General features: G+C 68.0%; 20 protein-coding genes. 12 read left to right on the top strand and 8 right to left on the bottom strand.

Annotated features, from left to right (window positions below; translation table 11 throughout):
• Positions 1 to 54: 54 nt before the first annotated feature.
• Positions 55 to 1,473: a lytic murein transglycosylase gene (locus OU996_RS09215; protein WP_267585298.1), complete on the bottom strand. Its 1,419-nt coding sequence runs from the start codon at positions 1,471 to 1,473 to the stop codon at positions 55 to 57.
• 321 nt (positions 1,474 to 1,794) lie between these two features.
• Here OU996_RS09215 and OU996_RS09210 point away from each other — a divergent pair, with 321 nt between their 5' ends.
• Positions 1,795 to 2,685 carry a UTP--glucose-1-phosphate uridylyltransferase gene (locus OU996_RS09210; RefSeq protein WP_267585297.1) on the top strand — a complete coding sequence of 297 codons (891 nt, stop codon included), beginning with the start codon at positions 1,795 to 1,797 and terminating at the stop codon, positions 2,683 to 2,685.
• A gap of 120 nt (positions 2,686 to 2,805) precedes the next feature.
• On the opposite strand, the gene clpB is transcribed toward OU996_RS09210, so the two are convergent.
• Complete coding sequence (clpB, locus tag OU996_RS09205; RefSeq protein ID WP_267585659.1) at positions 2,806 to 5,436, bottom strand: ATP-dependent chaperone ClpB; 2,631 nt, start codon at positions 5,434 to 5,436, stop codon at positions 2,806 to 2,808.
• Positions 5,437 to 5,641: 205 nt separating this feature from the next.
• Positions 5,642 to 6,385, bottom strand: a complete 744-nt coding sequence (gene ubiG / locus OU996_RS09200; RefSeq protein WP_267585296.1) for a bifunctional 2-polyprenyl-6-hydroxyphenol methylase/3-demethylubiquinol 3-O-methyltransferase UbiG — start codon at positions 6,383 to 6,385, stop codon at positions 5,642 to 5,644.
• A gap of 163 nt (positions 6,386 to 6,548) precedes the next feature.
• On the opposite strand from ubiG, the gene OU996_RS09195 reads away from it, so the two are divergent.
• The 5 genes from OU996_RS09195 (at position 6,549) to OU996_RS09175 (ending at position 13,859) form a co-directional block, all read left to right on the top strand.
• Complete coding sequence (locus tag OU996_RS09195; RefSeq protein ID WP_267585295.1) at positions 6,549 to 7,799, top strand: aspartate kinase; 1,251 nt, start codon at positions 6,549 to 6,551, stop codon at positions 7,797 to 7,799.
• Positions 7,800 to 7,880: 81 nt separating this feature from the next.
• A complete protein-coding gene (gene ptsP / locus OU996_RS09190; protein ID WP_267585294.1) occupies positions 7,881 to 10,148 on the top strand; it encodes a phosphoenolpyruvate--protein phosphotransferase in 2,268 nt (755 codons plus the stop codon).
• 25 nt (positions 10,149 to 10,173) lie between these two features.
• Entirely contained in the window at positions 10,174 to 11,271 is a 1,098-nt protein-coding gene (gene prfA, locus OU996_RS09185) for a peptide chain release factor 1 (protein WP_267585293.1), read from the top strand.
• Positions 11,268 to 12,119: a peptide chain release factor N(5)-glutamine methyltransferase gene (gene prmC, locus OU996_RS09180; RefSeq protein WP_267585292.1), complete on the top strand. Its 852-nt coding sequence runs from the start codon at positions 11,268 to 11,270 to the stop codon at positions 12,117 to 12,119. Before prfA ends, prmC begins: the two co-directional genes overlap by 4 nt.
• A 585-nt stretch (positions 12,120 to 12,704) precedes the next feature.
• A complete protein-coding gene (locus tag OU996_RS09175) occupies positions 12,705 to 13,859 on the top strand; it encodes a DUF4167 domain-containing protein (protein WP_267585291.1) in 1,155 nt (384 codons plus the stop codon).
• A gap of 106 nt (positions 13,860 to 13,965) precedes the next feature.
• Here the strand turns inward: OU996_RS09175 and OU996_RS09170 are convergent, their stop codons facing one another.
• Complete coding sequence (locus OU996_RS09170; protein ID WP_267585290.1) at positions 13,966 to 14,799, bottom strand: MOSC domain-containing protein; 834 nt, start codon at positions 14,797 to 14,799, stop codon at positions 13,966 to 13,968.
• Positions 14,800 to 14,970: 171 nt separating this feature from the next.
• Between OU996_RS09170 and thpR the strand changes: the two genes are divergently transcribed.
• The 5 genes from thpR (at position 14,971) to OU996_RS09145 (ending at position 18,073) form a co-directional block, all read left to right on the top strand.
• Positions 14,971 to 15,504 (top strand): RNA 2',3'-cyclic phosphodiesterase, encoded by a 534-nt coding sequence (gene thpR, locus OU996_RS09165; RefSeq protein ID WP_267585289.1) that lies wholly within the window; start codon positions 14,971 to 14,973, stop codon positions 15,502 to 15,504.
• A 59-nt stretch (positions 15,505 to 15,563) separates the two neighbouring features.
• Positions 15,564 to 15,977, top strand: a complete 414-nt coding sequence (locus OU996_RS09160) for a YkvA family protein (protein ID WP_267585288.1) — start codon at positions 15,564 to 15,566, stop codon at positions 15,975 to 15,977.
• 239 nt (positions 15,978 to 16,216) lie between these two features.
• Entirely contained in the window at positions 16,217 to 16,735 is a 519-nt protein-coding gene (locus tag OU996_RS09155; RefSeq protein WP_267585287.1) for an invasion associated locus B family protein, read from the top strand.
• Between the two features lie 120 nt (positions 16,736 to 16,855).
• Positions 16,856 to 17,629: a hydroxyacylglutathione hydrolase gene (gloB, locus tag OU996_RS09150; protein ID WP_267585286.1), complete on the top strand. Its 774-nt coding sequence runs from the start codon at positions 16,856 to 16,858 to the stop codon at positions 17,627 to 17,629.
• Between the two features lie 9 nt (positions 17,630 to 17,638).
• Complete coding sequence (locus tag OU996_RS09145) at positions 17,639 to 18,073, top strand: cupin domain-containing protein (protein WP_267585285.1); 435 nt, start codon at positions 17,639 to 17,641, stop codon at positions 18,071 to 18,073.
• Positions 18,074 to 18,177: 104 nt separating this feature from the next.
• Here the strand turns inward: OU996_RS09145 and OU996_RS09140 are convergent, their stop codons facing one another.
• The 3 genes from OU996_RS09140 to OU996_RS09130 all read right to left on the bottom strand — a co-directional run bounded on the left by OU996_RS09140 (position 18,178) and on the right by OU996_RS09130 (position 21,176).
• Complete coding sequence (locus OU996_RS09140) at positions 18,178 to 19,041, bottom strand: DMT family transporter (RefSeq protein WP_267585284.1); 864 nt, start codon at positions 19,039 to 19,041, stop codon at positions 18,178 to 18,180.
• 109 nt (positions 19,042 to 19,150) lie between these two features.
• Positions 19,151 to 19,876 carry an acetoacetyl-CoA reductase gene (phbB, locus tag OU996_RS09135; protein WP_267585283.1) on the bottom strand — a complete coding sequence of 242 codons (726 nt, stop codon included), beginning with the start codon at positions 19,874 to 19,876 and terminating at the stop codon, positions 19,151 to 19,153.
• A 121-nt stretch (positions 19,877 to 19,997) separates the two neighbouring features.
• Positions 19,998 to 21,176, bottom strand: a complete 1,179-nt coding sequence (locus OU996_RS09130; protein WP_267585282.1) for an acetyl-CoA C-acetyltransferase — start codon at positions 21,174 to 21,176, stop codon at positions 19,998 to 20,000.
• Positions 21,177 to 21,438: 262 nt separating this feature from the next.
• Here OU996_RS09130 and phaR point away from each other — a divergent pair, with 262 nt between their 5' ends.
• Complete coding sequence (gene phaR, locus OU996_RS09125; protein ID WP_267585281.1) at positions 21,439 to 22,017, top strand: polyhydroxyalkanoate synthesis repressor PhaR; 579 nt, start codon at positions 21,439 to 21,441, stop codon at positions 22,015 to 22,017.
• A 65-nt stretch (positions 22,018 to 22,082) separates the two neighbouring features.
• Here the strand turns inward: phaR and OU996_RS09120 are convergent, their stop codons facing one another.
• The gene (locus OU996_RS09120; protein WP_267585280.1) at positions 22,083 to 23,789 is read right to left on the bottom strand and encodes a GGDEF and EAL domain-containing protein; all 1,707 of its coding nucleotides are present in this window, start codon (positions 23,787 to 23,789) and stop codon (positions 22,083 to 22,085) included.
• Positions 23,790 to 23,884: the final 95 nt, after the last annotated feature.

Raw genomic sequence — 23,884 nt, 5'->3', positions numbered from 1 at the left:
CCAGCGTCAGGCGTGAACCATTCTCGCGGCGGTTTCAAGTCCCCGGCCGGCGGCCTAGCCACCGCCACGGTTGCGCAGGCTGTCCAGCACCTGGTCGGAGGGATGGCCATCCGCCGGCAGGCCGACGCTCACCTGATACTCGCGTACCGCCACGCGCGTCTTGGAACCGAGCGACCCGTCCACCGGCCCGACATCATAGCCGCGCGCAGCGAGGCGCTGCTGGAGTTCGGTACGCTCGAGCCGCGAGAGAGCGCGCGCATCCTCCGGCCAGGGCTGCACGAAGGGCCCGCCACCGCGGATGCGGTCCGCCAGATGGCCAATGGCGAGAGCATAGGCGTCCGCCGGGTTGTAGCTGAGGATCGCCTTGAAATTGTCGGTCATCAGGAAGGCCGGCCCCTGCGCCCCGGCGGGCAGCAGCAGATAGGCCATCTCGTCGCCCGCCGGCATGCCCCGGCCCTCCGGTCGGCGCACGCCCATGGCCCACCACTCGCGCATCGGCTTGCGGATGTTCTTGTCGGCCACCGCGTAGTTGAAGCGCGCCGGCAGCACGACCTCATAGCCCCAGGAGCGCCCGGCCTGCCAGCCGCCGCGCTTCAGCTTGTTGGCGGTCGAGCCCATGGCGTCGGCGACCGAATCCACCACATTGCGGTGCCCGTCGCCGTCGAAATCCACCGCGTCGCGCTGGAAGGCGGTGGGCATGAACTGCGTAAGGCCGAAGGCGCCGGCCCAGGAGCCGCGCAAATGGCTCTCGGGAATGTCGCCCTTGTCGACGATGCGCAGCGCGGCGATGAACTCATCGCGGAAATAGGCCTGCCGCCGGCCGACGCAGGCGAGCGTGCCCGTCGCCTGAAGGACAGGATAGGAGCCACGTGCGCTGCCGTAATTGGTCTCGATGCCCCAGATCGCGGCGACGACATACGGATCGACGCCATAGGAGCGGCCCACCGCCTCGAACACGGCGGCGTTCTGCGCCATCGCCTCGCGCCCGCGCCGGATGCGGGTCTCGGAGACCAGCATGGTCACATAGTCGCCCGCCGTGCGGGTGAATTCGGGCTGCGTCTGCAGCTTCTCCATGATGCTCATGTCGGGCTTGAGCCCGGCGGTGTAGCGCCGGAAACCGGCGGCGGAGACGCCGCGCGCGCGGGCGGCGGGCTCCAGCGATGCAATGCAGCGGGAGAAGTTCGCCTCGGCCCGCGCGAGCGCCGCCGGGGTCATCTCGGGATGGGTCGCGGCCTGGGCCGGCGCCGCCGGAGCGGAACGCGCCGGCTGGGGGGCAGCCACTGCGCGGGGCGCCGGGGCGTAACCTGCAGGCGCGGGGCTCGCATAAGCGGTGGGCGCGGCAGGGCGCACGGGGGTCGCGAGCGTGCCCGTCACATCGTCGGGCGAGGCGCAGCCCGCAAGACCCAGACCCATCATCACCGCGGCGATGCCGCCGGCCGAGCGCCGGCCATGAACCGTCGTCCGATAACGCATGACGCTTACCCTTACGCGAACCCAAGGCCGGATTAGGGACGCATCACGGTTTCCAAGCGCTTAACGGGGGTGAGGGAATCAAAGATGCGCCAGCACGCAGATGAACGGATGCCGAGTGGGCCGGTCCGTGATTGTTCATCCGCGCGCCCTATAATCTCAGGCGCGGCGCGGCTATTGCATCGCAAAAAACACGTGGAGCTGATCGCGGCGCCGCGCGTTATAACGAATATGTCATTCATCTGCGGTAGCGGCTAAGCTCCTGCGGCCCGTCCCTTCCGTCCGACTTCCGTACCCACCGATCAAGAGCGGCATCACCAGTCCATGGCTACTCCGATACGCAAAGCGATCCTTCCCGTCGCCGGTCTCGGCACCCGTTTCCTGCCGGCCACCAAGGCCGTGCCGAAGGAAATGCTGACGGTGGTGGATCGCCCCGTCGTCCAGCATGTGGTGGACGAGGCGCGCGCCGCCGGCATCGAGCACATCGTCTTCGTCACCGGGCGCAACAAGGGCGTCATCGAGGACCATTTCGACCGCCAGTACGAGCTGGAAGCGACGCTGTCCGAGCGCGGCAAGCATCAGATCCTCGACGCGCTGCGCGAGGAGACGATGGGCCCGGGCAAAACCAGCTTCACCCGCCAGCAGCTGCCGCTCGGCCTCGGCCATGCGGTGTGGTGCGCCCGCGATATCATCGGCAACGAGCCCTTCGCGCTGCTGCTGCCGGACATGCTGCACAAGCCGCGCAACGGCAAGGGCTGCCTGGCGCAGATGGTCGATGCTTACAGAAAAGCGGGCGGTGGCAACCACTTGGCCGTTTATGAGGTGCCGCCCGAGCAGACCGACCAGTACGGCATCGTCGGGCTGGGCGAGCCGCTGTCCGACAATGTGCACCGCATCTCCCGGATGGTGGAGAAGCCGAAGACCAGCGTGGCGCCTTCCAACCTCGCCATTTCCGGCCGCTACATCCTCCAGCCGGAGATCTTCGACCTGCTGGCCACGCAGGAGCGCGGCGCCGGCGGCGAGATCCAGCTCACCGACTCCATGCTCAAGCTGGCGAAAAAGCAGGATTTCTATAGCGTTACCTTCGACGGCTCGATCTATGACTGCGGCTCGAAGCTCGGCTTCCTGATGGCGAACGTCGCCTATGCGCTCTCGCGCCCGGACATCGCCGAGACCTTCCGTCCCGAGCTCGACGCCCTGCTGGCGCAGATCTGAAAGGGCGACGGCCCACGATCCCGGATCGGTCCTGCGGACCGTCCGGGATGACGGTGGAACGAAAAAGGGCGCCTCGCGGCGCCCTTTGCTTTGGTGCAGTCAGGTGAACAGTCAGGCCAATCAGGCCGCCTCGTCCACCGCGCCGGGGCGGGTGTCGAACAGCAGTTCGTTCGCCCCGCGCTCGACCCGGACCACATCGCCATCCTTCACCGTGCCGGCGAGGATGCGCCCGGCGAGCGGATCCTGCAGCAGCTTCTGGATCACGCGCTTCAGCGGGCGCGCGCCATAGGCCGGGTCGTAGCCCTTCTCGGCGAGGAAATCGCGCGCCTCCGGGGTGATCTCCAGCGCGATCTTGCGCTCCTCAAGCAGCTTCTCCAGCCGCTTGACCTGGATGTCGACGATGGCGCCCATCTGGTCACGCCGCAGCCGGTGGAACAGCACGATCTCGTCGACGCGGTTGAGGAATTCCGGCCGGAAATGCCCGCGCACCACCGACATGACCTCCTCGCGCACGCCTTCCGAATCCTCGCCGTCCTTCTGCGCGACGAGATATTCGGCGCCGAGATTCGAGGTCATGATGATCAGCGTGTTGCGGAAGTCGACCGTGCGGCCCTGCCCATCCGTCAGGCGCCCATCGTCGAGCACCTGCAGGAGGACGTTGAACACGTCCGGGTGCGCCTTCTCCACCTCATCGAACAGCACGACCTGATAGGGCCGGCGCCGCACCGCCTCGGTCAGCGCCCCGCCCTCCTCATAGCCGACATAGCCGGGAGGCGCGCCGATGAGCCGGGAGACCGCGTGCTTCTCCATGTATTCGGACATGTCGATACGCACGAGGGCGGTGTCGTCGTCGAACAGGAACGACGCCAACGCCTTGGTCAGCTCGGTCTTGCCGACGCCGGTGGGGCCGAGGAAGATGAAGGAGCCGATCGGCCGGTTGGGATCCTGAAGGCCCGCCCGCGCGCGACGCACCGCGGTCGAGACGGCCTCCACGGCCTCCTTCTGGCCGATGACGCGCGTGGCGAGCACCTCCTCCATGCGCAGCAGCTTCTCCTTCTCGCCTTCCAGCATCCGGTCGACGGGCACGCCGGTCCAGCGCGAGACGACCTGGGCCACATGGTCGGGCGTCACCGCCTCCTCCATCATGGTACCGGTCTTCACCTCGGCCGCGAGTTCACGCGCGTCGTCCTTCGCCTCGATGGCGGCGAGCTTCTTCTCCAGCGCCGGAATGGTGCCATAGGCGAGCTCGCCCGCCTTCTGGTACTCGCCATTGCGCTGGGCGATGGCGAGGTCCGCTCTCGCCTTTTCCAGATCGCTCTTCAGCTTCTGGGCGTCGCCGAGCTTTTCCTTTTCCGCCCTCCAGCGCTGGGTGAGCGCGGCCGACTGCTCCTCCAGCTCCGCCAGCTCCTTTTCCAGCTTCTTCAGCCGGTCCTTCGAGCCCGCATCGCTCTCCTTCTTCAGCGCCTCCTGCTCGATGCGCCGGCGCACGATCTCGCGATCGATGCTGTCCAGTTCCTCGGGCTTGGAATCCACCTGCATGCGCAGGCGCGCCGCCGCCTCGTCCACAAGGTCGATCGCCTTGTCGGGCAGGAAGCGGTCGGTGATGTAGCGGTTGGACAGCGTCGCCGCCGCCACAAGGGAGCTGTCGGTGATGCGCACGCCGTGATGCAGCTCGTACTTCTCCTTGATGCCGCGCAGGATGGAGATCGTGTCCTCCACCGTCGGCTCGGAGACGAAGACGGGCTGGAAGCGGCGGGCCAGCGCCGGATCCTTCTCCACATGCTTGCGGTACTCGTCGAGCGTCGTCGCGCCGACGCAATGCAATTCGCCACGCGCCAGAGCGGGCTTGAGCAGGTTCGAGGCGTCCATCGCCCCGTCGCTCTTGCCGGCCCCGACGAGGGTGTGCATCTCGTCGATGAACAGGATGATGCCGCCCTCGGCCGCCGTCACTTCCGACAGCACCGACTTCAGCCGCTCCTCGAACTCGCCGCGATATTTCGCGCCGGCGATCAGCGAGCCCATGTCGAGGGCCAGCAGGCTCTTGTCCTTGAGGCTCTCCGGCACGTCGCCATCGACGATGCGCAGAGCGAGGCCCTCGACGATGGCGGTCTTGCCGACGCCGGGCTCGCCGATCAGCACCGGGTTGTTCTTGGTGCGGCGGGAGAGAACCTGAATGGTGCGGCGAATTTCCTCGTCGCGGCCGATCACCGGGTCGAGCTTGCCCTCGCGCGCCGCTTCCGTGAGGTCGCGGGCGTATTTCTTCAGAGCGTCATAGGCGTTTTCCGCCGTCGCGCTATCCGCCGTGCGGCCTTTCCGCAGCGCCTCGATGGCGGCGTTGATCCGCTGCGGCGTGGCGCCGGCCTTGGCGAGCACCTTGCCGGCCTCGCTGTCCTTCTCCAGCGCCAGAGCGAGCAGCAGCCGCTCGACCGTGACATAGCCGTCGCCCGCCTTCTTGGCCGCCTGCTCCGCCGCCTCGAAGACACGCGCGGTGCCCGGCGCGAGATAGACCTGCCCGGCGCCCGAGCCCTGCACCTTGGGCAGCTTCTTCAGCGCCGCCTCGGTATCGGCGAGCACGATGCGCGGATCGCCGCCGGAGCGCTGGATCAGCCCGGCGCACAAGCCTTCGGGATCGTCGAGCAGCACCTTCAACAGGTGCTCGGGGGTGAATTGCTGGTTGCCCTCACGAAGGGCAAGCGACTGGGCGGACTGAACGAAGCCGCGCGCGCGCTCGGTATAGGTCTCGAAATTCATCATCTGCCTCCTGGCCCCGCGCTCGCCCTGTCGAGGCACGAACGCTCACTCGGGACGGCGGTGCCCGTATCCCGGCCACCGCGACGGACCCCGTTGTGGCGATCCATCGGTCCTCATGTAGTGTGGCACAACGGCAACGGAAGGGGCGTTGAGCGGGATCAAGCCGGTCTTTTTGCCGGAGCGCCCGCGCAGGCCGCCGTCGGGCTCATGCTGGCCGCTCGGCCAGCATCATGTAGTTGATCGACAGATCGCTGGAGCGCCGCCACTCATCGGCCAGCGGGTTGAACACCACGCCCTGGCGGTCGATCACGCTCAGGCCGCCCGCCGCCAGCGCCGCCTCCAGTTCCTCAGGGGTGACGAACTTGTTCCAGTCATGCGTGCCCTTGGGCAGCCAGCCCAGCACATATTCGGCGCCGACAATGGCGAGGGCGAAGGCGCGCTTGGTGCGGTTCAGCGTCGCCGCGATCATCAGGCCGCCCGGCTTCACCATCTCGCTGGCGCGGGCGAGGAACAGCCCGACATCGGCGACATGCTCGACGACCTCCATCGCCATCACCACGTCGAATCGCTCGCCGGCATCGGCCAGCGCCTCGGCCGTGGTGGCGCGGTAATCGACGGGAACGCCGCTCTCCTGCGCGTGCAGGCCGGCGATGCGCACATTGCGCTCGGCCGGGTCAATGCCGACGACATCAGCCCCCATACGCGCCAAGGGCTCGCTCAGCAGCCCACCGCCGCAGCCGATATCGACAAGGCGCAGCCCCTCCAGCGGGCGGATGGCGCGCGGGTCGCGGCCGAAATGCGCGGTGAGATGTTCCCGCAGATAAGCGAGGCGCACCGGGTTGAACTTGTGCAGCACGCGCATCTTGCCGCGCGGATTCCACCATTCGGCGGCGAGAGCGGCGAAGCGCTCGACCTCGCGGGGATCGACGGTAGTGGCGGTCTCGGTCATCGCAACTCTCGCAGGCTGTCCGGGTGGTTCCCGAAACGTTTCCAAGCTCGCGCGGGCCCGTTGCGGGGCGGGCACGAGGTGGATATGTATACGCGCCTTTTGGGCCGGGAGCTCACTTCTCCCGCCCGGCCCCCGACAAAAGAACGGTTTACGGTTTCCCGCAATGGCACGTCTGGTGATGAAGTTCGGCGGCACATCGGTCGCCAACATTGAGCGCATTCGCAATGTGGCGCGCCATGTGAAACGGGAGATCGAGGCGGGCCACGAGGTGGCGGTGGTGGTCTCGGCCATGTCCGGCAAGACCAATGAGCTGGTCGGCTGGTGCCGCGAGACCGCCGTGCTGCACGACGCCCGCGAATATGACGCCATCGTCGCTTCGGGCGAGCTGGTGACCTCCGGCCTGCTGGCCATCGCGCTGCAGGACATGGGCATTCCGGCCCGCTCCTGGCAGGGCTGGCAGCTCCCCATCTCCACCGACGACGCCCATGGCTCGGCCCGCATCCTCGACGTGAACGGGACGAACATCATCGAGCGCTTCGCCCATGGCGAGGTCGCGGTGATCGCCGGCTTCCAGGGCATCCACCTGCCCTCCGGCCGGGTGACCACGCTCGGCCGCGGCGGCTCGGACACCAGCGCGGTGGCGGTCGCCGCCGGCATCAAGGCCGACCGCTGCGACATCTACACCGACGTCGACGGCGTCTACACCACCGACCCCCGCATCGTTCCCAAGGCGAAGCGGCTCGACAAGGTGGCGTTCGAGGAAATGCTGGAAATGGCCTCGCTCGGGGCCAAGGTGCTTCAGGTGCGCTCGGTCGAGCTCGCCATGGTGCACAAGGTGCGCACCTTCGTGCGCTCCAGCTTCACCGATCCGAATGCCCCGGAACTCATGACCGCCGGCGACCCGCCCGGCACCCTGATCTGCGACGAGGAGGAAATCGTGGAGAGTGAAGTCGTCACCGGCATCGCCTTCGCCCGGGACGAAGCCCAGGTGAGCATCCGCCGCGTGCCGGACAAGCCTGGCATCGCCGCCAGCGTGTTCGTGCCGCTCGCCGACGCCCACATCAATGTCGACATGATCGTGCAGAACATTTCGGCCGAGGGCTTCACCGACATCACCTTCACCGTCCCGACCGCGGATTTCGAGCGCGCCAAGGCGGCGCTCGCCGTGGTGAAGGACGATATCGGCTTCGAGACCATCGAGGGCGCGACGGATGTCGTGAAGATCTCGGTGATCGGCATCGGCATGCGCTCGCATGCCGGCGTCGCGGCGAAGGCGTTCAAGGCGCTGTCCGAGCGCGGCATCAATATCCGCGCCATCTCGACCTCCGAGATCAAGATCTCGGTGCTGATCGATGCGGCCTATACCGAACTTGCCGTTCGGACGCTGCATTCGGTATACGGGCTGGACGCCTGATCGAGGGCTAAGGGCGCGGCCTGAGTCGCGCCTTCACAAGAACCTCCGGGACTTTCCGGTCCCGGAAACCGAGGACGGCCAATGCGTGGCGCGCTCGGCGGCCCGCGCGTGCTTTTGAGACGGCTTCGCGAGGTCATGGCGGAGCCGGTCAGCGCGCAGGACCGCCTCGACAAGATCGTGGTTCTGATCGCGGCCAACATGGTGGCCGAGGTCTGTTCGGTCTATGTGCTGCGCGTCGACGGCACGCTCGAACTCTATGCCACCGAAGGTCTGAACCGCTCGGCGGTTCACTTGACCGTCATGCGCATCGACGAGGGCCTGGTCGGCACGGTCGCCCGCGAGGCCGAGCCGATCAGCCTGTCCAACGCGCAGGCGCACCCGGCCTTCTCCTACCGCCCGGAAACCGGCGAAGAGATCTACCACTCCTTCCTCGGCGTGCCGATCCTGCGCTCCGGCAACACGCTCGGCGTGCTGGTGGTGCAGAACCGCGCGCACCGCTCCTACACCGAGGAGGAGATCGAGGCGCTGCAGACCACCGCCATGGTGCTGGCGGAGATCATCGCCTCGGGTGAGCTCACCGCCATGGCGCTGCCCGGCGCCGAGCCCGCCGCCCGCCGCCCGCTGCATCTCACCGGCCTTGCGCTGTCGGAGGGCATCGGCCTCGGCCATGTGGTGCTGCACGAGCCGCGCATCGAGGTGACCAAGGTCATCGCCGACGACCTGCCGGCCGAGCTGAACCGGCTCGACGGCGCGGTCCAGACGCTGCGCGCCTCGATCGACATCATGCTGGAGGACGAGGGCGTCGCCCGCGTTGGCGAGCACCGCGACATTCTCGAAGCCTACCGCATGTTCGCCCATGATCGAGGCTGGATCGGCCGGATGCGCGAGGCGGTGATGACCGGCCTCACCGCCGAGGGCGCGGTCGAGCGCGTGCAGTCGGACACCCGCGCGCGCATGCTGCGCATGACCGATCCCTATCTGCGCGAGCGGATGCACGATCTCGACGATCTGGCCAACCGCCTGCTGCGCCAGCTCACCGGCCGCTCCGGTGGGCCCGAGCAGAACAAGCTGCCGGACAACGCCATCATCGTCGCCCGCAACATGAGCCCGGCGGCGCTGCTGGACTATGACCGCACGCGCATTCGCGGCCTGGTGCTGGAAGAAGGCGCGGCGACGAGCCACCTCACCATCGTCGCCCGCGCGCTCGGCATTGCCGCGGTCGGCCATGTCGAGAACATCGTCGGCGTGGTCGATGCCGGCGACGCCATCATCGTCGACGGCATTGGCGGCGAGGTGCATGTGCGCCCGCCGGCCGATGTCGAGGTGGCCTATGCCGAGAAGGTGCGCTTCCGCGCCAAGCGGCTCGAGCAATATGCAGCGCTGCGCGACCTGCCCACCGTCACCAAGGACGGGGTGGAGGTCGAGTTGCACCTCAATGCCGGCCTGCTGGTCGACCTGCCGCATATCGAGGAGACCGGCGCCTCCGGCATCGGGCTGTTCCGCACCGAACTTCAGTTCATGATCGCCTCGGCCTTCCCGCGCACCAATGAGCAGCTCAAGCTCTACCGCTCGGTGCTGGACGTGGCCGGCGACCGCCCGGTGGTGTTCCGAACGCTCGACATCGGTGGCGACAAGGTGCTGCCCTATATGCGGGCGATCGAGGAGGAGAACCCGGCCCTCGGCTGGCGCGCCATCCGCCTCGGCCTCGACCGGCCGGGCCTGTTGCGCAGCCAGGTCCGCGCGCTGCTGCGGGCGGCGACGGGGCGCGAACTTCGCCTCATCTTCCCGATGGTGTCGGCGGTGGAGGAATTCGACCGCGCGCGCCACATCGTCGAGCGCGAGCTGACCCATCTGCGCCGCCACGGCCATGGCCTGCCCGACCGCGTGCTGATCGGCGTGATGCTGGAAGTGCCGGCGCTGCTGTTCCAGCTCGACCAGCTGTTCGAGAAGGTGGATTTCGCCTCCGTCGGCTCCAACGACCTCGTCCAGTTCCTCTACGCCGCCGATCGCGGCAACCCGCGTGTCGCCGACCGGTTCGACGCGCTGGCGCCCTCGACGTTACGCGCGCTGAAGCTCATCGCCGACAAGGCGGCCGAGTACGGCAAGTCGGTGACGCTGTGCGGCGAGCTGGCCTCGCGCCCGCTGGAAGCGCTGGCGCTGGCGGCCATCGGCTATCGCAAGCTGTCGCTCTCGCCCGCCTCCTATGGGCCGGTGAAGGCGATGCTGCTGGAGCTCGACCTCGGCGCGGTCTCCAAACTGGTGGCGCCGCTGCTCGCCGTCGGCTCCGACGTCTCGACGCTGCGTCCCCAGCTCAAGGCCTTCGCCGAAAAGTCCGGCCTGCCCCTGTGACCTGTGCTGCCGCGAGTGCCCGCCTGTGACCGCCCTCCCCGATGCCCGGCTGGACCAGCTGCTCGCGCGCCACGCGGAGATCGAGCACGCGCTCTCCGGCAGCCCGGATGCTGAGACCTATGTCCGCCTTTCCCGCGAGTTTTCCGATCTCGCCCCGCTGATCGAGAGCGTCAAGGCGCTGCGGGCAGCCGAGCGCGACCGCAAGGGCGCGCAGGCGCTGATCGACGATGCGGCGGGCGATGCGGAAATGACCGAGCTTGCCCGCGAGGAGGCGCGCGAGCTCGACGCGCGGATCGAGCAGCTCAGCCATGCGGTGCGCCTCGCCCTTCTGCCGAAGGACGCGATGGATGCGCGCGGCGTCATCCTCGAAGTGCGCGGCGGCACCGGCGGTGACGAGGCGGCGCTGTTCGCCGGCGACCTGTTTCGCATGTATGAGCGCTTCGCCGCGCTGAATGGCTGGTCGGTCGAGGTGCTCTCGCTGACCGAGGGCACGGCGGGCGGCTACAAGGAAATCATCGCCGCGCTGCATGGCGCCGGTGCCTATGCCAAGCTGAAATTCGAATCCGGCGTCCACCGCGTGCAGCGCGTACCGGAGACGGAAGCTTCCGGCCGCATCCACACCTCCGCCGCGACCGTGGCGGTGCTGCCGGAAGTCGAGGCGGTCGATATCGACATCAACGAATCCGACCTGCGCATCGACGTGTTCCGCGCCTCCGGCGCCGGCGGCCAGCACGTCAACAAGACCGAGAGCGCGGTGCGCATCACCCACATCCCCACCGGCACGGTGGTGGCGGTGCAGGATGAGCGCTCCCAGCATAAGAACAAGGCCCGCGCCATGGGCCTCCTGCGCGCCCGCCTGTTCGAGGCGGAGCGCGAGAAACGTGATTCGGCCCGCGCCAGCGAGCGCAAGGTGCAGGTCGGCTCGGGCGACCGGTCGGAGCGTATCCGCACTTACAACTACCCGCAGGGCCGCGTGACCGACCATCGCATCGGCCTCACCCTCTACAAGCTGCCGGAAATCGTCGCCGGCGAGGGGCTGGGCGAGCTGGTCGAGGCGCTGACCACCGAATATCAGGCTGCGTTGCTGGCGGAAGCGGAGAGCGCCGGCTGGGGTGAGCGGTGAACCGCCGGGCGGACCTGCTTCGGACGCTCGCGGCGCGCTTTGCCGCGGCCGGACTGGACACGCCCGAGCGCGAAGCCCGCGCCCTGCTGCGGGCGGCGCTCGGTCTCTCCGATCTCGATCTGGTGGCTCGCGACGATGTCGCTGTCGCGGACGATGACGCGGCGCGCCTCGAATCCCTCGCCACCCGGCGGGCCAGCGGTGAGCCGCTGGCCCGCCTGACCGGCCACCGCGAATTCTGGAGCCTCGATTTCGCGCTCGCACCGGACACGCTGGTGCCACGGCCCGACACCGAGACGCTGATCGAGGCGGGGCTAGAGGCGTTTCCCGACCATACCCGCGCCCTGCGCATCCTCGATCTCGGCACCGGCTCGGGCGCCATCCTCGCGGCGCTGCTCAGCGAATATCCGGCGGCGTGGGGGCTGGGTGTCGATCTGTCCGAAGGCGCCGCGCGGCAGGCGCGGGCGAATCTGGAGCGGCTCGGGCTGGCCGATCGCGCGGCGATCCTCGTCGGCGCCTGGGACGCAGGCATTTCCGGCCGCTTCGACCTCGTGGTCTCCAATCCGCCTTATATTGCCAGCACGGATATACCCACGCTGGAGGTGGAAGTGCGCACGCACGACCCGCTTCTGGCGCTCGACGGCGGTGCCGACGGGCTCGACGCCTACCGCGCCATCACCGCCGCCCTGCCGCGTCTTCTGGCGCCGGGAGGGCGGGCGATCCTGGAACTCGGCATCGGCCAGGAGACCGATGTGGTGGCCCTGCTCGCGGCGAGCGGCGTTCCGGCGGACGGGCCGGCACGGCGCGATCTGGGCGATGTCGCCCGCGCCATCGTGACGGCTCCGGCCTGATTTTACTGGGTCTGTGGCAAAAAAGCTCTTGGAACGAGGTATCGAACCGACTAGTGTCCAGAATAGGAATCGACCCGAGACATCATCCGCCACATAGCGATCCTGTCTGCAGCGTCTCCCGAGAGACGTTGTGATGGCGTTAGGCGACGACCCCCTTGAGGATGCGTCGATTGTTTCAGGGTCAGAATGCTTCACGGTTTTATCGGTGCGGCCTTGGTTGCACGATGAAGCATGGGAATGGCTGAAGCGCGACGTTGCGCTCGCCGGATTGGGGCCGGGTGATCGGTTTCAATCGTTCGCAGCCGGCTTGGCCGGTCGCGGGGCATCTTGACGATGCGCTCCCATGGCAGGACGTCCAGTGGTCGCTGGCGACCCTCGGCGCGCGGAAGCCTGAAGGCTTCGGCTGTCGTCGGGTCGCCGTCGATCCGGGACAGGTTTTCCCGACGCTCCCACTCCCGAAAGGCTCATGCCGAAATGGCCAAGCCCGAACGGAGCCGGAATGGCGGATAGTTAGGCGATGGACCCGCCTGTACCCGAACCGGGGTGACCCCACCGGCGGTGTACCGGCATCAGAGACCCAGCTCGATGCGAAATAACAACCAGCAGAAGCGTATGCGTGGCCGGAACAATAACCGGCGCAGCCAGAACCCGCTCACCCGCGTCTATGAGTCGAACGGCCCGGATGTGAAGGTGCGCGGCACGGCCCAGCACATCGTCGAGAAGTACCAGCAGCTGGCGCGCGACGCGCAGGCATCGGGCGACCATGTCGCGGCCGAGAACTATCTGCAGCACGCGGAGCACTATTACCGCATCATCGTCGCCGCTCAGGCGCAGTTCGGCGTGCAGGGTCAGCCCTTCAGCCGCAACGACGATGAAGAATATGACGAGGACTTCGAGGAGGGCGGCGCCGACAGTCAGCCGGCCTTCCAGGCCCGCGAGCCGCAGCACCCGCGTGACAATGGCCGCGACAACGGCAATCGCGATGGAAACCGCGAGAATGGCAATCGCGACAATGGGAACCGTGAGAACGGCAACCGCGACAATGCCCCGCGCGACTTCTACCGCGACCGCGACAACCGCGACCGCGACAACCGGGATCGCGACAATCGCGACCGGGACAACCGCGATCGCGGCGACCGCAACCGTGACCGGAACCAGGAGCGCGGTCAGGACCGTAACCCCGACCGGAGCCAGGATCGGAATCAGGATCGCAATCCCGACCGGAATCAGGACCGTCCCGAGCGTGCGCCGCGCGAGGAGCGCAGCGAGGGTCGCGAGAATCGCTGGCGCGACCGCCCCTACCGCGAGCCGCGTGAGCCCCGCGTCGAGGCGGGCGAGAATGCTGGCTATCGCGATCCCGCGCAGCAGCCGCAGCCGCGCCTCGGCCCCGCGGTCGAGGTCGAGATCGGCCTGCCGGCGTTCATCACCCAGGCAAGCAGCCCCGCCCCGGTGGCGCCGGCCGCCCGCACGGAAACCGCCGTCGAAGCGCCCGTGAAGGTAGAGGCCCCGGTCGCCGCCGCGCCGGCCGCGCCCGTCAAGGAGCCGCGCGCCCCGCGTCGCGCCAAGGCTCCGCCGGCTGAGGCGCCCGCCGCCGAAGCCCCGGTGGAAGCCGCGCCCAAGGCTGAGGAAGGTGAGGCCCGCGCGCCGCGCACCCGCCGCCGCCGCTACCGCGCCGCGGAAGGTGAGGCCGAAGGCGGCAGCGAGGCGGCAAGCCCGGCCCCCGCCGAAGCCGGCGAGTGAGCCGGTAGCGCCCATCACAATGCAAAAGGCCCGGCTGAGCCGGGCCTTTTCTTTTGGCGATGAGCGAAAGTTCGGTGGTGCAGGTCGACGCCTCGCCAGCGCGCCGTCAGAGCGTGATGCGCAGCGAATCGCCCTCGGCCAGCAGGCCGCCCTGCACCACTTCGGCGAAGATGCCGCAATAGGCATGGCCGAGCGTGCGCATCAGCGTGCCCGGCACATCGAGATCGCGCTTGGCGGTGACCGGGTCCACATTGGTCGCCGCGCAGCGGATGATCCGCTCGGTGATCCGCAGCTTCACATGATTACCGACGTCGATGGTCTGGCCGACCAGATCGAACTCCTCCCAGGGCTCCAGCCCGTCGAGGTAGAGATTGGCCCGGAAGCGCAGCGGGTCGAGCGGCTGGCCGATGACCTCGCCCAGCGCCCGGCAGCTCGCCAGATTGATCAGCGAGACGAAGCCTTCCGTTGTGTCGACGAAACGGAAACCCTCGGGTGCCGCCAGCACCTTGGGCGCGCCGCGCAGTTCATAGCGCGAGTAGCGCTGGAAGAAGCCCTCAATGGCCGCCCGTCCCTCGGGGGTGCGCAGATCGCCGCGCACAGCCTCCGTGCCTTCGTGCCCGATCACCAGCTCGCCCGACGCATCGTCGTAGCGCGCGTCGAGCGCGGCGAGGCGCTCATTGCGCATCAGCATGAGGAACTTGATCTTGGGCTGGAAGGCCGGCGCCTCGGGAATGAAGCCCGACGGGCCATTCTCGATGGCGAAGAGCCGGTCTCCCGGAAAATAGCGCCCCGCCTCCAGCTCGACCACGTCGAGCCGCTCGGGCGTCAACCCCTTCACGGGGTAACGATAGATCGAGGAAAGAGTGGCAAAGGTGATCGGCGCCGCCGGAGCGGGCGTCTCGGCGGCGGGAAGTTCCGCATCTTCGGTCGATTCGCTCATCGCCCATATCCTATAGGCTTCCAGTGCGCCCGTCAGCTTCGACCGGAACGCACGCGTGGGACGTCGACGCGGGGCGCGTTTTCATCCTGTCGCATTTTCCGCTTTTCCTCGGCTGGCGAATCCGTGTCAAATCGATCCGGTTTCCTGGCAGGAAAATCACAGGAGGGGGCCATGCCGCGGCTCTTCACCGCCCTCGAAATTCCCTCGGACATCGCGGAGACGCTGTCGATGCTGCGCGGGGGCCTGCCCGGCGCCCGCTGGATCAGCCCGGAATTCTACCATGTGACGCTGCGCTTCATCGGCGACGTGGACCACGCGGTCGCCCGCGACGCGGCGGCAGCGCTCGACGAGATCGACCGCTTCGGCTTCGATCTCACGCTGGCGGGCGTCGACCAGTTCGGCAATCACAAGCCGCATTCGATCTTCGCCGGCGTGAAGGCGAATGACGCGCTCAACGACCTGCAGGCCGAGCATGAGCGGGCGATGAAGCGCATCGGCCTGCCGCCGGAGGGGCGCAACTTCAAGCCGCATGTGACCCTCGCCCGGCTGCGCGACGTGTCACCCCGGCAAGTGGCGGAATATCTCGCCTTGCGCGGCTATTTCCGCAGCCCAACCTTCGAGGTCGGCCGCTTCGTGCTGTATTCCTCGCGCGATTCCGTGGGTGGCGGGCCGTATCGGCTGGAGGCCGCCTATCCGCTGATGTGACGGGCGATCTTGCGTGCGGACCTCACCGCGACCATCTCGACAGGCAGGAGGAGCCACTGATGGCCGCACGACCCGACACAGTGTTCGACGCCGACGCCTTCGACGCGAACGCGTTCGATGCCGACAATCCGGCGGGCTTTGCCGCCTCGCCCGAGGATGAGGCGCGGGTGCGGGCCGGCTTTTTCCGCAAGCTGGCGGGTGTGGCCACGCGGGTGCCCTTCGCCGAGGAGGCGACCGCCGCCTATTACTGCGCGCTCGACCGGCAGACGCCGACACGGGTGCGCGCCCTGCTGTTCGGCGCCCTCGCCTATTTCCTGCTGCCCACGGACGCGCTGCCGGACATTTTTCCCGCCATCGGCTTCACCGACGACGCGGCGGTGATCGCTACCGCGCTCAACATGCTCGCGGGCCATATCAACCCGGCGCACCGCGCCGCCGCCCGCGCCGCGCTCGACCGGCTGGCCGGGCGTTGATGGCGCCGCTGGTGCCGATTCCGGTTGCCCACAGGTGACGGTACGTCGATGGCGGGCAACGGTAATCTTTCCTTCACCATGCCTTCAATTAGCCGCCGATCTCGCAGCATTTGATCGCGAATGCCGTCGCATTCCGGGCGTTAGGGTTCACACGGGCAAAGGGTCTCGTTATCCCTGTGGCGACTTCAACGGAGAATCGTGTGAACCGCACGGCGGCAGAAGAACGGAGGAAGGGGACCATGGTACGACGCATCGTGCGCGCAGCACTCGCCGGCTTGGCACTGACTTTCATCGGCGTGTCCGGCGCGAGCGCCCAGGGTGCGCCGAAGCTCGTCAGCCAGTTTGGCGACTGGGGCGTGTATCTCGACACCAGCGGCAGCGGCAAGATCTGCTACGCCCTCTCCCAACCCAAGACCCGCGACCCCGCCGGGCTCAACCGTGACCCGGCCTATTTCTTCATCTCGACGCGCACCGCCGAGAACGTGAAGAACGAGGTCAGCGTGGTGATGGGCTTCCCCCTCAAGGAGGGTGTCGACGCGGCGCTGACCATCGGCACGACGCAGTTCGATCTCTACACCCGCGGCAGCGGCGCCTGGGTGCGCAATGTCGCCGAGGAGACCCGCCTGATCGACGCGCTCCGCAAGGGGCGCGACGTGAAGGTGAAGGGCACGTCGGGGCGCGGCAACGTCACCACCGACACCTATTCGCTGAACGGCATCTCGGCCGCGATCGACCGCGCGGCGCAGGAATGCCGCTGACGACGCCCGGCCATGATAGACCGCTGACTCGCCCCCGGCGGGTCGGCTAGACTGCAAGGAAGACGCGGCCGCTCGCCTGCGGTCGCGTCGCCTTTTTCGATGACCAGCCCCGAGGACGACATGTCGGTCGAACTGCGTCTCATCCCCTGCCTCTCGGACAATTACGCCGTGCTGCTGCACGACCCGACGACCGAGACGACGGCGCTGATCGACGCGCCGGAGGTGGCGCCCATCCTCGCCGCGCTGGAGCGCGAGAACTGGACGCTGACGCATATCCTCGTCACCCATCACCACACCGACCACATTGCCGGCGTCGAGGCGCTGAAGGAGCGTTACGGCGCCACCGTCGTCGCCCCGCGCGCCGAGCGCGACACCATTCCCGGCGTCGATGTCACCGTGGTCGATGGCGACCCGGTCGCGGTCGGCAGCCTGGTCGGCCGCGTGCTGGAGACGCCCGGCCACACCAAGGGGCACATCGTCTTCCTGTTCGAGGAGGCCCGCCTGCTCTTCGCCGGCGACACGCTGTTCGTGCTCGGCTGCGGCCGCCCCTTCGAGTGTGACCCGCCGGTGCTGTGGGAATCGCTGCTGCGGCTGCGCGCGCTGCCGGACGACATCGCCGTCTATTGCGGGCACGAATATACCCTTTCCAATGCCCGCTTCGCGCTGAGCGTCGACCCGGATAATGAGGCGCTGAAGGCGAAGGCCGTCGAGGTCGAGGCGCTGGTCGCCGCCGGCAAGCCGACACTGCCGACCACCATCGGCGCGGAGAAGGCGACCAACCCCTTCATGCGGGCCGATGACCCGGAGCTCGCCGCCCGCCTCGGCCTCGCGGATGCCGAGCCCGGCGCGGTCTTCACCGAGTTGCGCAGCCTCAAGAGCAGCTTCAAGGGCTGAGTCATGCCGATGAGCGGGTTGACGGCGCAAGAAGTCATCGCCCGGCTCGGGCTCCAGCCGCACCCGGAAGGCGGGCATTTCCGCGAGACCTTCCGCGACCACCGGCGCACGCCGGAAGGGCGCGCCGTCTCGACCGCCATCTATTTCCTGCTCTCGGCCGGCGAAAGCTCGCACTGGCACCGCGTCGACGCGGTGGAGATCTGGCACTGGCATGTCGGGGCGCCGCTGGAACTGTCCATCGCCCTGGGCGATACCGGGCCGGTCGAGGCGCTGCGCCTTGGGCCGGACCTGCTGAATGGCGAGGAGCCGCAGCGCCTTGTGCCGCAGGGCGCCTGGCAGGCAGCGCGCAGCCTCGGCGCCTGGACGCTGGTCGGCTGCACCGTCGCGCCCGGCTTCGAGTTCGCCGGCTTCGAGCTGGCCGCCCCCGGCTGGTCGCCCGGCTAGAACTTTTCCGGTGAATTCCCGTTCACCGGAAAAGCTCTAGCTTATGGTTTCGGCGCATTTTCTTCACGCGAACCGGAATCCACTTCGCTCGAAAATGCTCTAGGTCAGCGCCGCGCCAGCAGCGTGGCGACCACCGCACCGCCGACGATGAGCGCGCAGGCCGTTCCCAGCGACCAGCTCGGCGCGGCAAAGCCGGCGACCACCAGCAAGAGCGTGGACAGCACCGGCGCGGCATAGGAGGCGACGCCGAGCAGGCGGATGTCGCCGCGCTTCATGCCGATGTCCCAGGTGTAGAAGGCGATGCCGACCGGGCCGATGCCCAGCGCCACCACCGCGATCCATTCGGACCCGACCGGCCAGATCGACGGCTCGAACAGCGCGTGGCAGATTGCCGAGAGCGCGGCGGTGGCGAGGCAAAAGCCGGCCACCACATCGGTCGGCACATTCGCGAAACGCCGCGAGGCGACGGAATAGACCGCCCAGATCACCGCGCACAACGCCGCCGCGAGATAACCGGGCACATACTCCGCCGCGAAGCCGAAGCCGCCCGCCTTGGCGCCGAGCAGCACCACCGTGCCGGCAAGGCCCATAAGCGCGCCGACGACATGGGCCGGGCGCAGCTTCTCGCCCGGCAGGAAGGCGGAGAGCAGCACGATGAGCAGCGGCCAGAGATAGGCGATGAGCCCGGCCTCGGCCGGCGGGGCGAGCTTCAGCGCCGAGAAATAGAAGAAGTGATAGCCGAACAGCCCGCCGACGCCGTGCAGCCAGACCGGCCAGGGCTGGCGGAACACGCCGAGCCCGACGCCGCGCGCCAGCGTCGCGATCAGCCCGACACCGCCGCCAATGGCGAAGGTGAGCGCAGTCAGCAGGAAGGGCGGCACCGCGCCGGTGGAGGAGGTGGCGAGCGCAAGACTCGCCCAGAGCAGGATGGCGGTGAAGCCGATAAAAGTGGCGGTGGAGCGGGACATCGGGGCACCTCGGCGGGAGGCCCCTTATGGCCCCCGCCGCCCGCTTCGCCAAGATGGATGAGGCGCCGCCCGCCTCATCCAATGGGCGGGCCGTGTCAGGCCCTGCTGGTCACGCCATGTACTGGCCGCCATTGGCGGACAGCGTCGCGCCGGTGATGAAGCCGGCATCGTCCGCCACGAGGAACAGCACGCAGCGGGCGATTTCCTCCGGCTCGCCGAGGCGGCCGAGCGGCACCTGCGGCAGGATCTGCTTGTCGAGCACATCCTGCGGGATCGCCCGCACCATCTCGGTGCCGATATAGCCGGGGCAGATGGCGTTGACGGTGATGCCCTTGCGCGCGCTCTCCTGCGCCAGCGCCTTGGTGAAGCCGATCTCGCCGGCCTTGGCGGCGGAGTAGTTGGTCTGGCCCATCTGGCCCTTCTGGCCATTGATGGAGGAGATCGAGACGATGCGCCCGAAATTGCGCTCGCGCATGCCCTCGATCACATTGCGGCACATATTGAATACCGACGTCAGATTGGTGCCGATCACGGCGTGCCACTGGTCCGGCGTCATCTTGTGCAGCATCCCGTCGCGGGTGATGCCGGCATTGTTGACGAGAATATCTACCGGACCGAGCTTGGCCTCGACCTCGGCGATGCCGGCCTTGCAGGCGGCGAAGTCCGCCACGTCCCATTTGAAGGCGGCGATACCCGTCTCGGCGGTGAACGCCGCTGCCGCCTCGTCATTGCCCGCATAGCTGGCCGCGACCTGATAGCCGGCGCCCTTCAGCGCCATGCTGATCGCCGCACCAATGCCCCGGGTGCCGCCGGTGACCAACGCAACTCGACCCATATAGCTTCCCCTCTGGCGTTCCTTCCCCAAGGAACCGGGCGCTTCCGTTCATCGGAATCACCCACCCTTTTTACCTTGCGGCAGGGCGATTGGAACCGCCCCGCCTCCCCTGTGCCGCGCGTCAATCGCGCTCAAGGCACATGGCGATGCCCATGCCGCCGCCGATGCACAGCGTGACCAGCGCCTTCTTGGCGTCGCGCTTCTGCATCTCGTAGAGCAGCGTGGTGAGCACGCGGGCGCCCGAGGCGCCGATCGGGTGGCCGATGGCGATGGCGCCGCCATTGACGTTGACCTTCGACGGATCCCAACCGAGATCCTTGTTCACCGCGCAGGCCTGCGCCGCGAAGGCCTCATTGGCCTCGATCAGGTCGAGATCGCCGACGCTCCAGCCGGCCTTTTCCAGCGCCTTGCGCGAGGCCGGGATCGGGCCGGAACCCATGATCGCCGGATCGACGCCCGCCTGCGCCCAGGAGACGATGCGCGCCAGCGGCGTCTTGCCGGCGCTCGCGGCCTTGGCCGCGCTCATCAGCACGACAGCGGCGGCGCCGTCATTGATGCCGGAGGCGTTGCCCGCCGTCACCGTGCCGTCCTTGGAGAAGGCCGGGCGCAGCTTGGTCATGGAATCGAGGGTGGCGCCATGGCGCGGATATTCGTCGTCCGATACCACGACATCGCCCTTGCGGGTGGAGATGGTGACGGGAGCGATCTCGTCCTTGAAGCGGCCGGCCTTCTGCGCCGCCTCGGCCTTGTTCTGCGAGCCGACGGCGAACTCGTCCTGCTGCTCGCGGGTGATCTGCCACTGGCGGGCGACATTCTCGGCGGTCGTGCCCATGTGGTAGCCATTGAAGGCGTCCCACAGCCCGTCCTTGATCATGGTGTCGACGAGCTCGAGATTGCCCATCTTGGTACCGTTGCGCAGATGCGCGACATGCGGCGCCTGGCTCATCGATTCCTGCCCGCCGGCCACGACGATCTCGCTGTCGCCGTTGAGGATCGCCTGATAGCCGAGCGCCACGGCGCGCAGGCCCGAGCCGCAGAGCTGGTTGACGCCCCAGGCCGGGCTCTCCACCGGGATGCCGGCGGCGACCGAGGCCTGACGCGCCGGGTTCTGCCCCGCGCCGGCGGTCAGGATCTGCCCCATGATGGTCTCGCTCACTTCACCGGGGGCGACACCGGCGCGCTCCAGCGCGGCCGTGATCGCCACCTTGCCCAGTTCATGGGCGGGCAGCGAGGAAAGCGCGCCGTTGAAGGCGCCGACGGCCGTGCGCGCCGCACCGACGATGACGATTTCGTCCTTCATGAAAGACATCCTCCCGCTTGGGTCGTTACCGGGTTTTCTTGGCGGCGCGGCTCCCGCACCGCGCCCTTCCCTTACTGTGCAGCTATGGTCGGCGGGGCAGATGATCCATGTCAATGGCAGGGCTGCATTGCGCCGCGGTAAATTCGGAGGGGGCGCAACCCTGGATACCTCTGCCCATGGCGCGGCGCACAATCCTGTAGCCGGGGGCTTTGAAACGTCCTAGACTTTTCAATGGGGAAACGATCAAGGCGACCGGATCACAATGGCAAAATCCAACGAACCCGTCACCATCAAGAAGTACGCGAACCGCCGGCTGTATAACACCGGAACGAGCACTTACGTGACGCTCGAGGATCTCGCGCAGATGGTAAAGAATGGCGAGGACTTCGTCGTCTACGATGCGAAATCGTCCGAAGACATCACGCACTCGGTACTGACTCAGATCATCTTCGAGCAGGAGGGCAAGGGGCAGAGCCTGCTGCCGATCAACTTCCTGCGGCAGATCATCCGCTTTTATGGCGACAGCATGCAGATGCTGGTCCCGAAATATCTCGACATGTCGATCGAGAATTTCACCAAGGAACAGGTGAACATGCGCGAGCAGTTCTCCAAGACCTTTGGCGTCGGCAGCTTCGGCGTGATGGAAGATCAGGTCCGGCGCAACATGGAAATCTTCGACCGCACCTTCAAGATGTTCCTGCCCAATGGCCGGGTCGAGGAGACCCAGGCCGGCGCCGCGACGACGGCTCCGGCGGCCAAGAGCGACGATTTCGACGAGCTCAAGCGGCAGGTCGCGGACATGCAGAAGCGGCTCGACCAGCTCGGCGACAAGAAGGGCTGAGGTCCACGAAGACTGCGCCGGGAACGGCCGCCACGAGACACCGGCCGGGGGCGGGATGACCGCCCTCAGGCCCCCTCGGGCACCCGGCCCGAGAGCGGGCGCTCCGCCGCGAGGCCCGTCAATTCTCCCTGCAGATAGGTGCAGCCCCAGGCGGCGAGATCGCGCGCCGCCTCCTCATCGAGCACCCATTCCGCCACCGTCTCGATGCCAAGCTTGCTCGCCAGTTCCACGATGGTGCGCACGAAATGGCGGTCATCCTCGGACTGCGCCATGGCGCAGATGAAGCTGCCATCGATCTTCAGCACGTCGATGCCGAGCCGTCTCAGGCTGCGGAACGAGGTGTAGCCCACCCCGAAATCGTCCATCGCCACGCGGCAGCCAAGGCCGTGCAGCCAGGCGACGCGCCCGCGCATGGCATCGAGATCCGAAATCGACGCTGATTCGGTCAGCTCGACAATGAGCCGCTCGCAAAGCCCCTCCGCCGAGGCCGCCTCAAGCTGGCGCTGCCACACATCGTCATGCACCGAACCCGGCGCGACATTGACGGAAAGGCACAGGCCGGGGTCCGCCCGCAGCGCCGCCAGCGCCAGCGCCAGCGAGCGCCGGTCGAGCAGCCGCGTCAGGCCGAAGCGGTCGGCGATGGGGATGATGCTGGAGCCGTCATAGACCCGCCCCGTGCGCCCCTGTATGCGCACCAGCGCCTCATGAAGCGCGATTTCCCGGCTGTCGGCGCGGGCGATCGGCTGGAAGGCAAGCGTCACCCGGTTCTCGCTCAGCGCCGAGATGATGTCGTCGGCGAAGCGCAGATTGGCCCGCCGCTCGGCGGCGCGGTCATTGCCCGGAGAATAGATGGCAAGGCCGCCGCTGCCGGAGGCGCGGGCCGCGGCCAGCATGTCCTGGGCGTGCGAGAACACCTCGGCCACCGAGCGACCATGGCGCGGCGCCACCAGTCCGCCGGCCGAGACGGTGATGGCCACGCCGCCGGCGCTGGTGCGCGGCGGGGTGGCGTTCACGCCGGCCAGAAGGCGCTGGGTGGCCCCGAGCCCCTCCGGTCCGAGGCGCGGCAGCACGATGCCGAATTTGGCGCCGGAAAACCGGGCGATCTCCTGCCCCTCGGCGAGTTGCGCCCGTAGCCGCATCCAGACGATATCGACCAGTTCATCGCCGATGTGGAAACCGTAGAGATCGTTGAGGCGGCCGAGATGGTCGATGCCGATGAGCAGAAAACCGAACTCGCTGCCATCGCGATAGGCCTGGCTAAGGCGGTCATCGACCATTTGCGACAGGCGCTGGCGCTCGGATTGCGGCTCGATGCCGCCGAGACTGCCGGCCGGGCGCGCCGGCCGCCCGATGGAGAGGCGGCGGACCACACCTTCGACGGCGATGATCCGCCCGTCCTCGCCGAGATGGCAGACGCCGCGATCCTCCACCCAGAGCCGGGCGGGGCGAGCCTCTGGTGGCGCGGCGAGACAATAGGAGGTCTCGAAGAGTTTCAGCCCTGCGAGACCGCCCGGCGTCTGTGCGGTGACCACCGCCTCCGCCCGCGACAGGCCCGATCCGGCGGCGATGAGCGCCTGATAGGCCTGGCCGGAGCCGGCGTGAGGCAGTCGCTCGGGACCAAGCACCGCGGCGACCGCCTCGCTCCAGACGATCACATCGTCATGGGGTGTCCAGCGATAGGCGGCGCCACTGAGCCCACCGACGATGCCGGCAACCTCATCGGGCTTGAGCAGGTCGGTCAGGGGATGCTGGGGCGCGGGGCGCTCTGGCATTCGGGCTTCCGGTTAGGCGCGAAACGCGTCGGCAGGCGGGCACCGGCCGCTCGCACCGTTCGCGGTCACTGTAGCATCACGGGCGACACCTGCCA

This window comes from Ancylobacter sp. SL191 (assembly GCF_026625645.1).
Lineage (GTDB): Bacteria > Pseudomonadota > Alphaproteobacteria > Rhizobiales > Xanthobacteraceae > Ancylobacter.
The sequence above is the reverse complement of the archived record's forward strand: the minus strand, read 5'-3'. Positions and strand labels throughout refer to the sequence as shown.

Coding starts and splice junctions, on each gene's coding strand:
- ptsP (WP_267585294.1), top strand. CDS start 7,881: ATGCGTGGCGCGCTCGGCGGCCCGCGCGTGCTTTTGAGACGGCTTCGC.
- phbB (WP_267585283.1), bottom strand. CDS start 19,876: ATGGGTCGAGTTGCGTTGGTCACCGGCGGCACCCGGGGCATTGGTGCG.
- OU996_RS09155 (WP_267585287.1), top strand. CDS start 16,217: ATGGTACGACGCATCGTGCGCGCAGCACTCGCCGGCTTGGCACTGACT.
- thpR (WP_267585289.1), top strand. CDS start 14,971: ATGCCGCGGCTCTTCACCGCCCTCGAAATTCCCTCGGACATCGCGGAG.
- OU996_RS09130 (WP_267585282.1), bottom strand. CDS start 21,176: ATGAAGGACGAAATCGTCATCGTCGGTGCGGCGCGCACGGCCGTCGGC.
- clpB (WP_267585659.1), bottom strand. CDS start 5,436: ATGAATTTCGAGACCTATACCGAGCGCGCGCGCGGCTTCGTTCAGTCC.
- phaR (WP_267585281.1), top strand. CDS start 21,439: ATGGCAAAATCCAACGAACCCGTCACCATCAAGAAGTACGCGAACCGC.
- OU996_RS09120 (WP_267585280.1), bottom strand. CDS start 23,789: ATGCCAGAGCGCCCCGCGCCCCAGCATCCCCTGACCGACCTGCTCAAG.
- OU996_RS09170 (WP_267585290.1), bottom strand. CDS start 14,799: ATGAGCGAATCGACCGAAGATGCGGAACTTCCCGCCGCCGAGACGCCC.
- OU996_RS09175 (WP_267585291.1), top strand. CDS start 12,705: ATGCGAAATAACAACCAGCAGAAGCGTATGCGTGGCCGGAACAATAAC.
- ubiG (WP_267585296.1), bottom strand. CDS start 6,385: ATGACCGAGACCGCCACTACCGTCGATCCCCGCGAGGTCGAGCGCTTC.
- OU996_RS09195 (WP_267585295.1), top strand. CDS start 6,549: ATGGCACGTCTGGTGATGAAGTTCGGCGGCACATCGGTCGCCAACATT.
- OU996_RS09210 (WP_267585297.1), top strand. CDS start 1,795: ATGGCTACTCCGATACGCAAAGCGATCCTTCCCGTCGCCGGTCTCGGC.
- gloB (WP_267585286.1), top strand. CDS start 16,856: ATGTCGGTCGAACTGCGTCTCATCCCCTGCCTCTCGGACAATTACGCC.
- OU996_RS09140 (WP_267585284.1), bottom strand. CDS start 19,041: ATGTCCCGCTCCACCGCCACTTTTATCGGCTTCACCGCCATCCTGCTC.
- OU996_RS09145 (WP_267585285.1), top strand. CDS start 17,639: ATGAGCGGGTTGACGGCGCAAGAAGTCATCGCCCGGCTCGGGCTCCAG.
- OU996_RS09160 (WP_267585288.1), top strand. CDS start 15,564: ATGGCCGCACGACCCGACACAGTGTTCGACGCCGACGCCTTCGACGCG.
- OU996_RS09215 (WP_267585298.1), bottom strand. CDS start 1,473: ATGCGTTATCGGACGACGGTTCATGGCCGGCGCTCGGCCGGCGGCATC.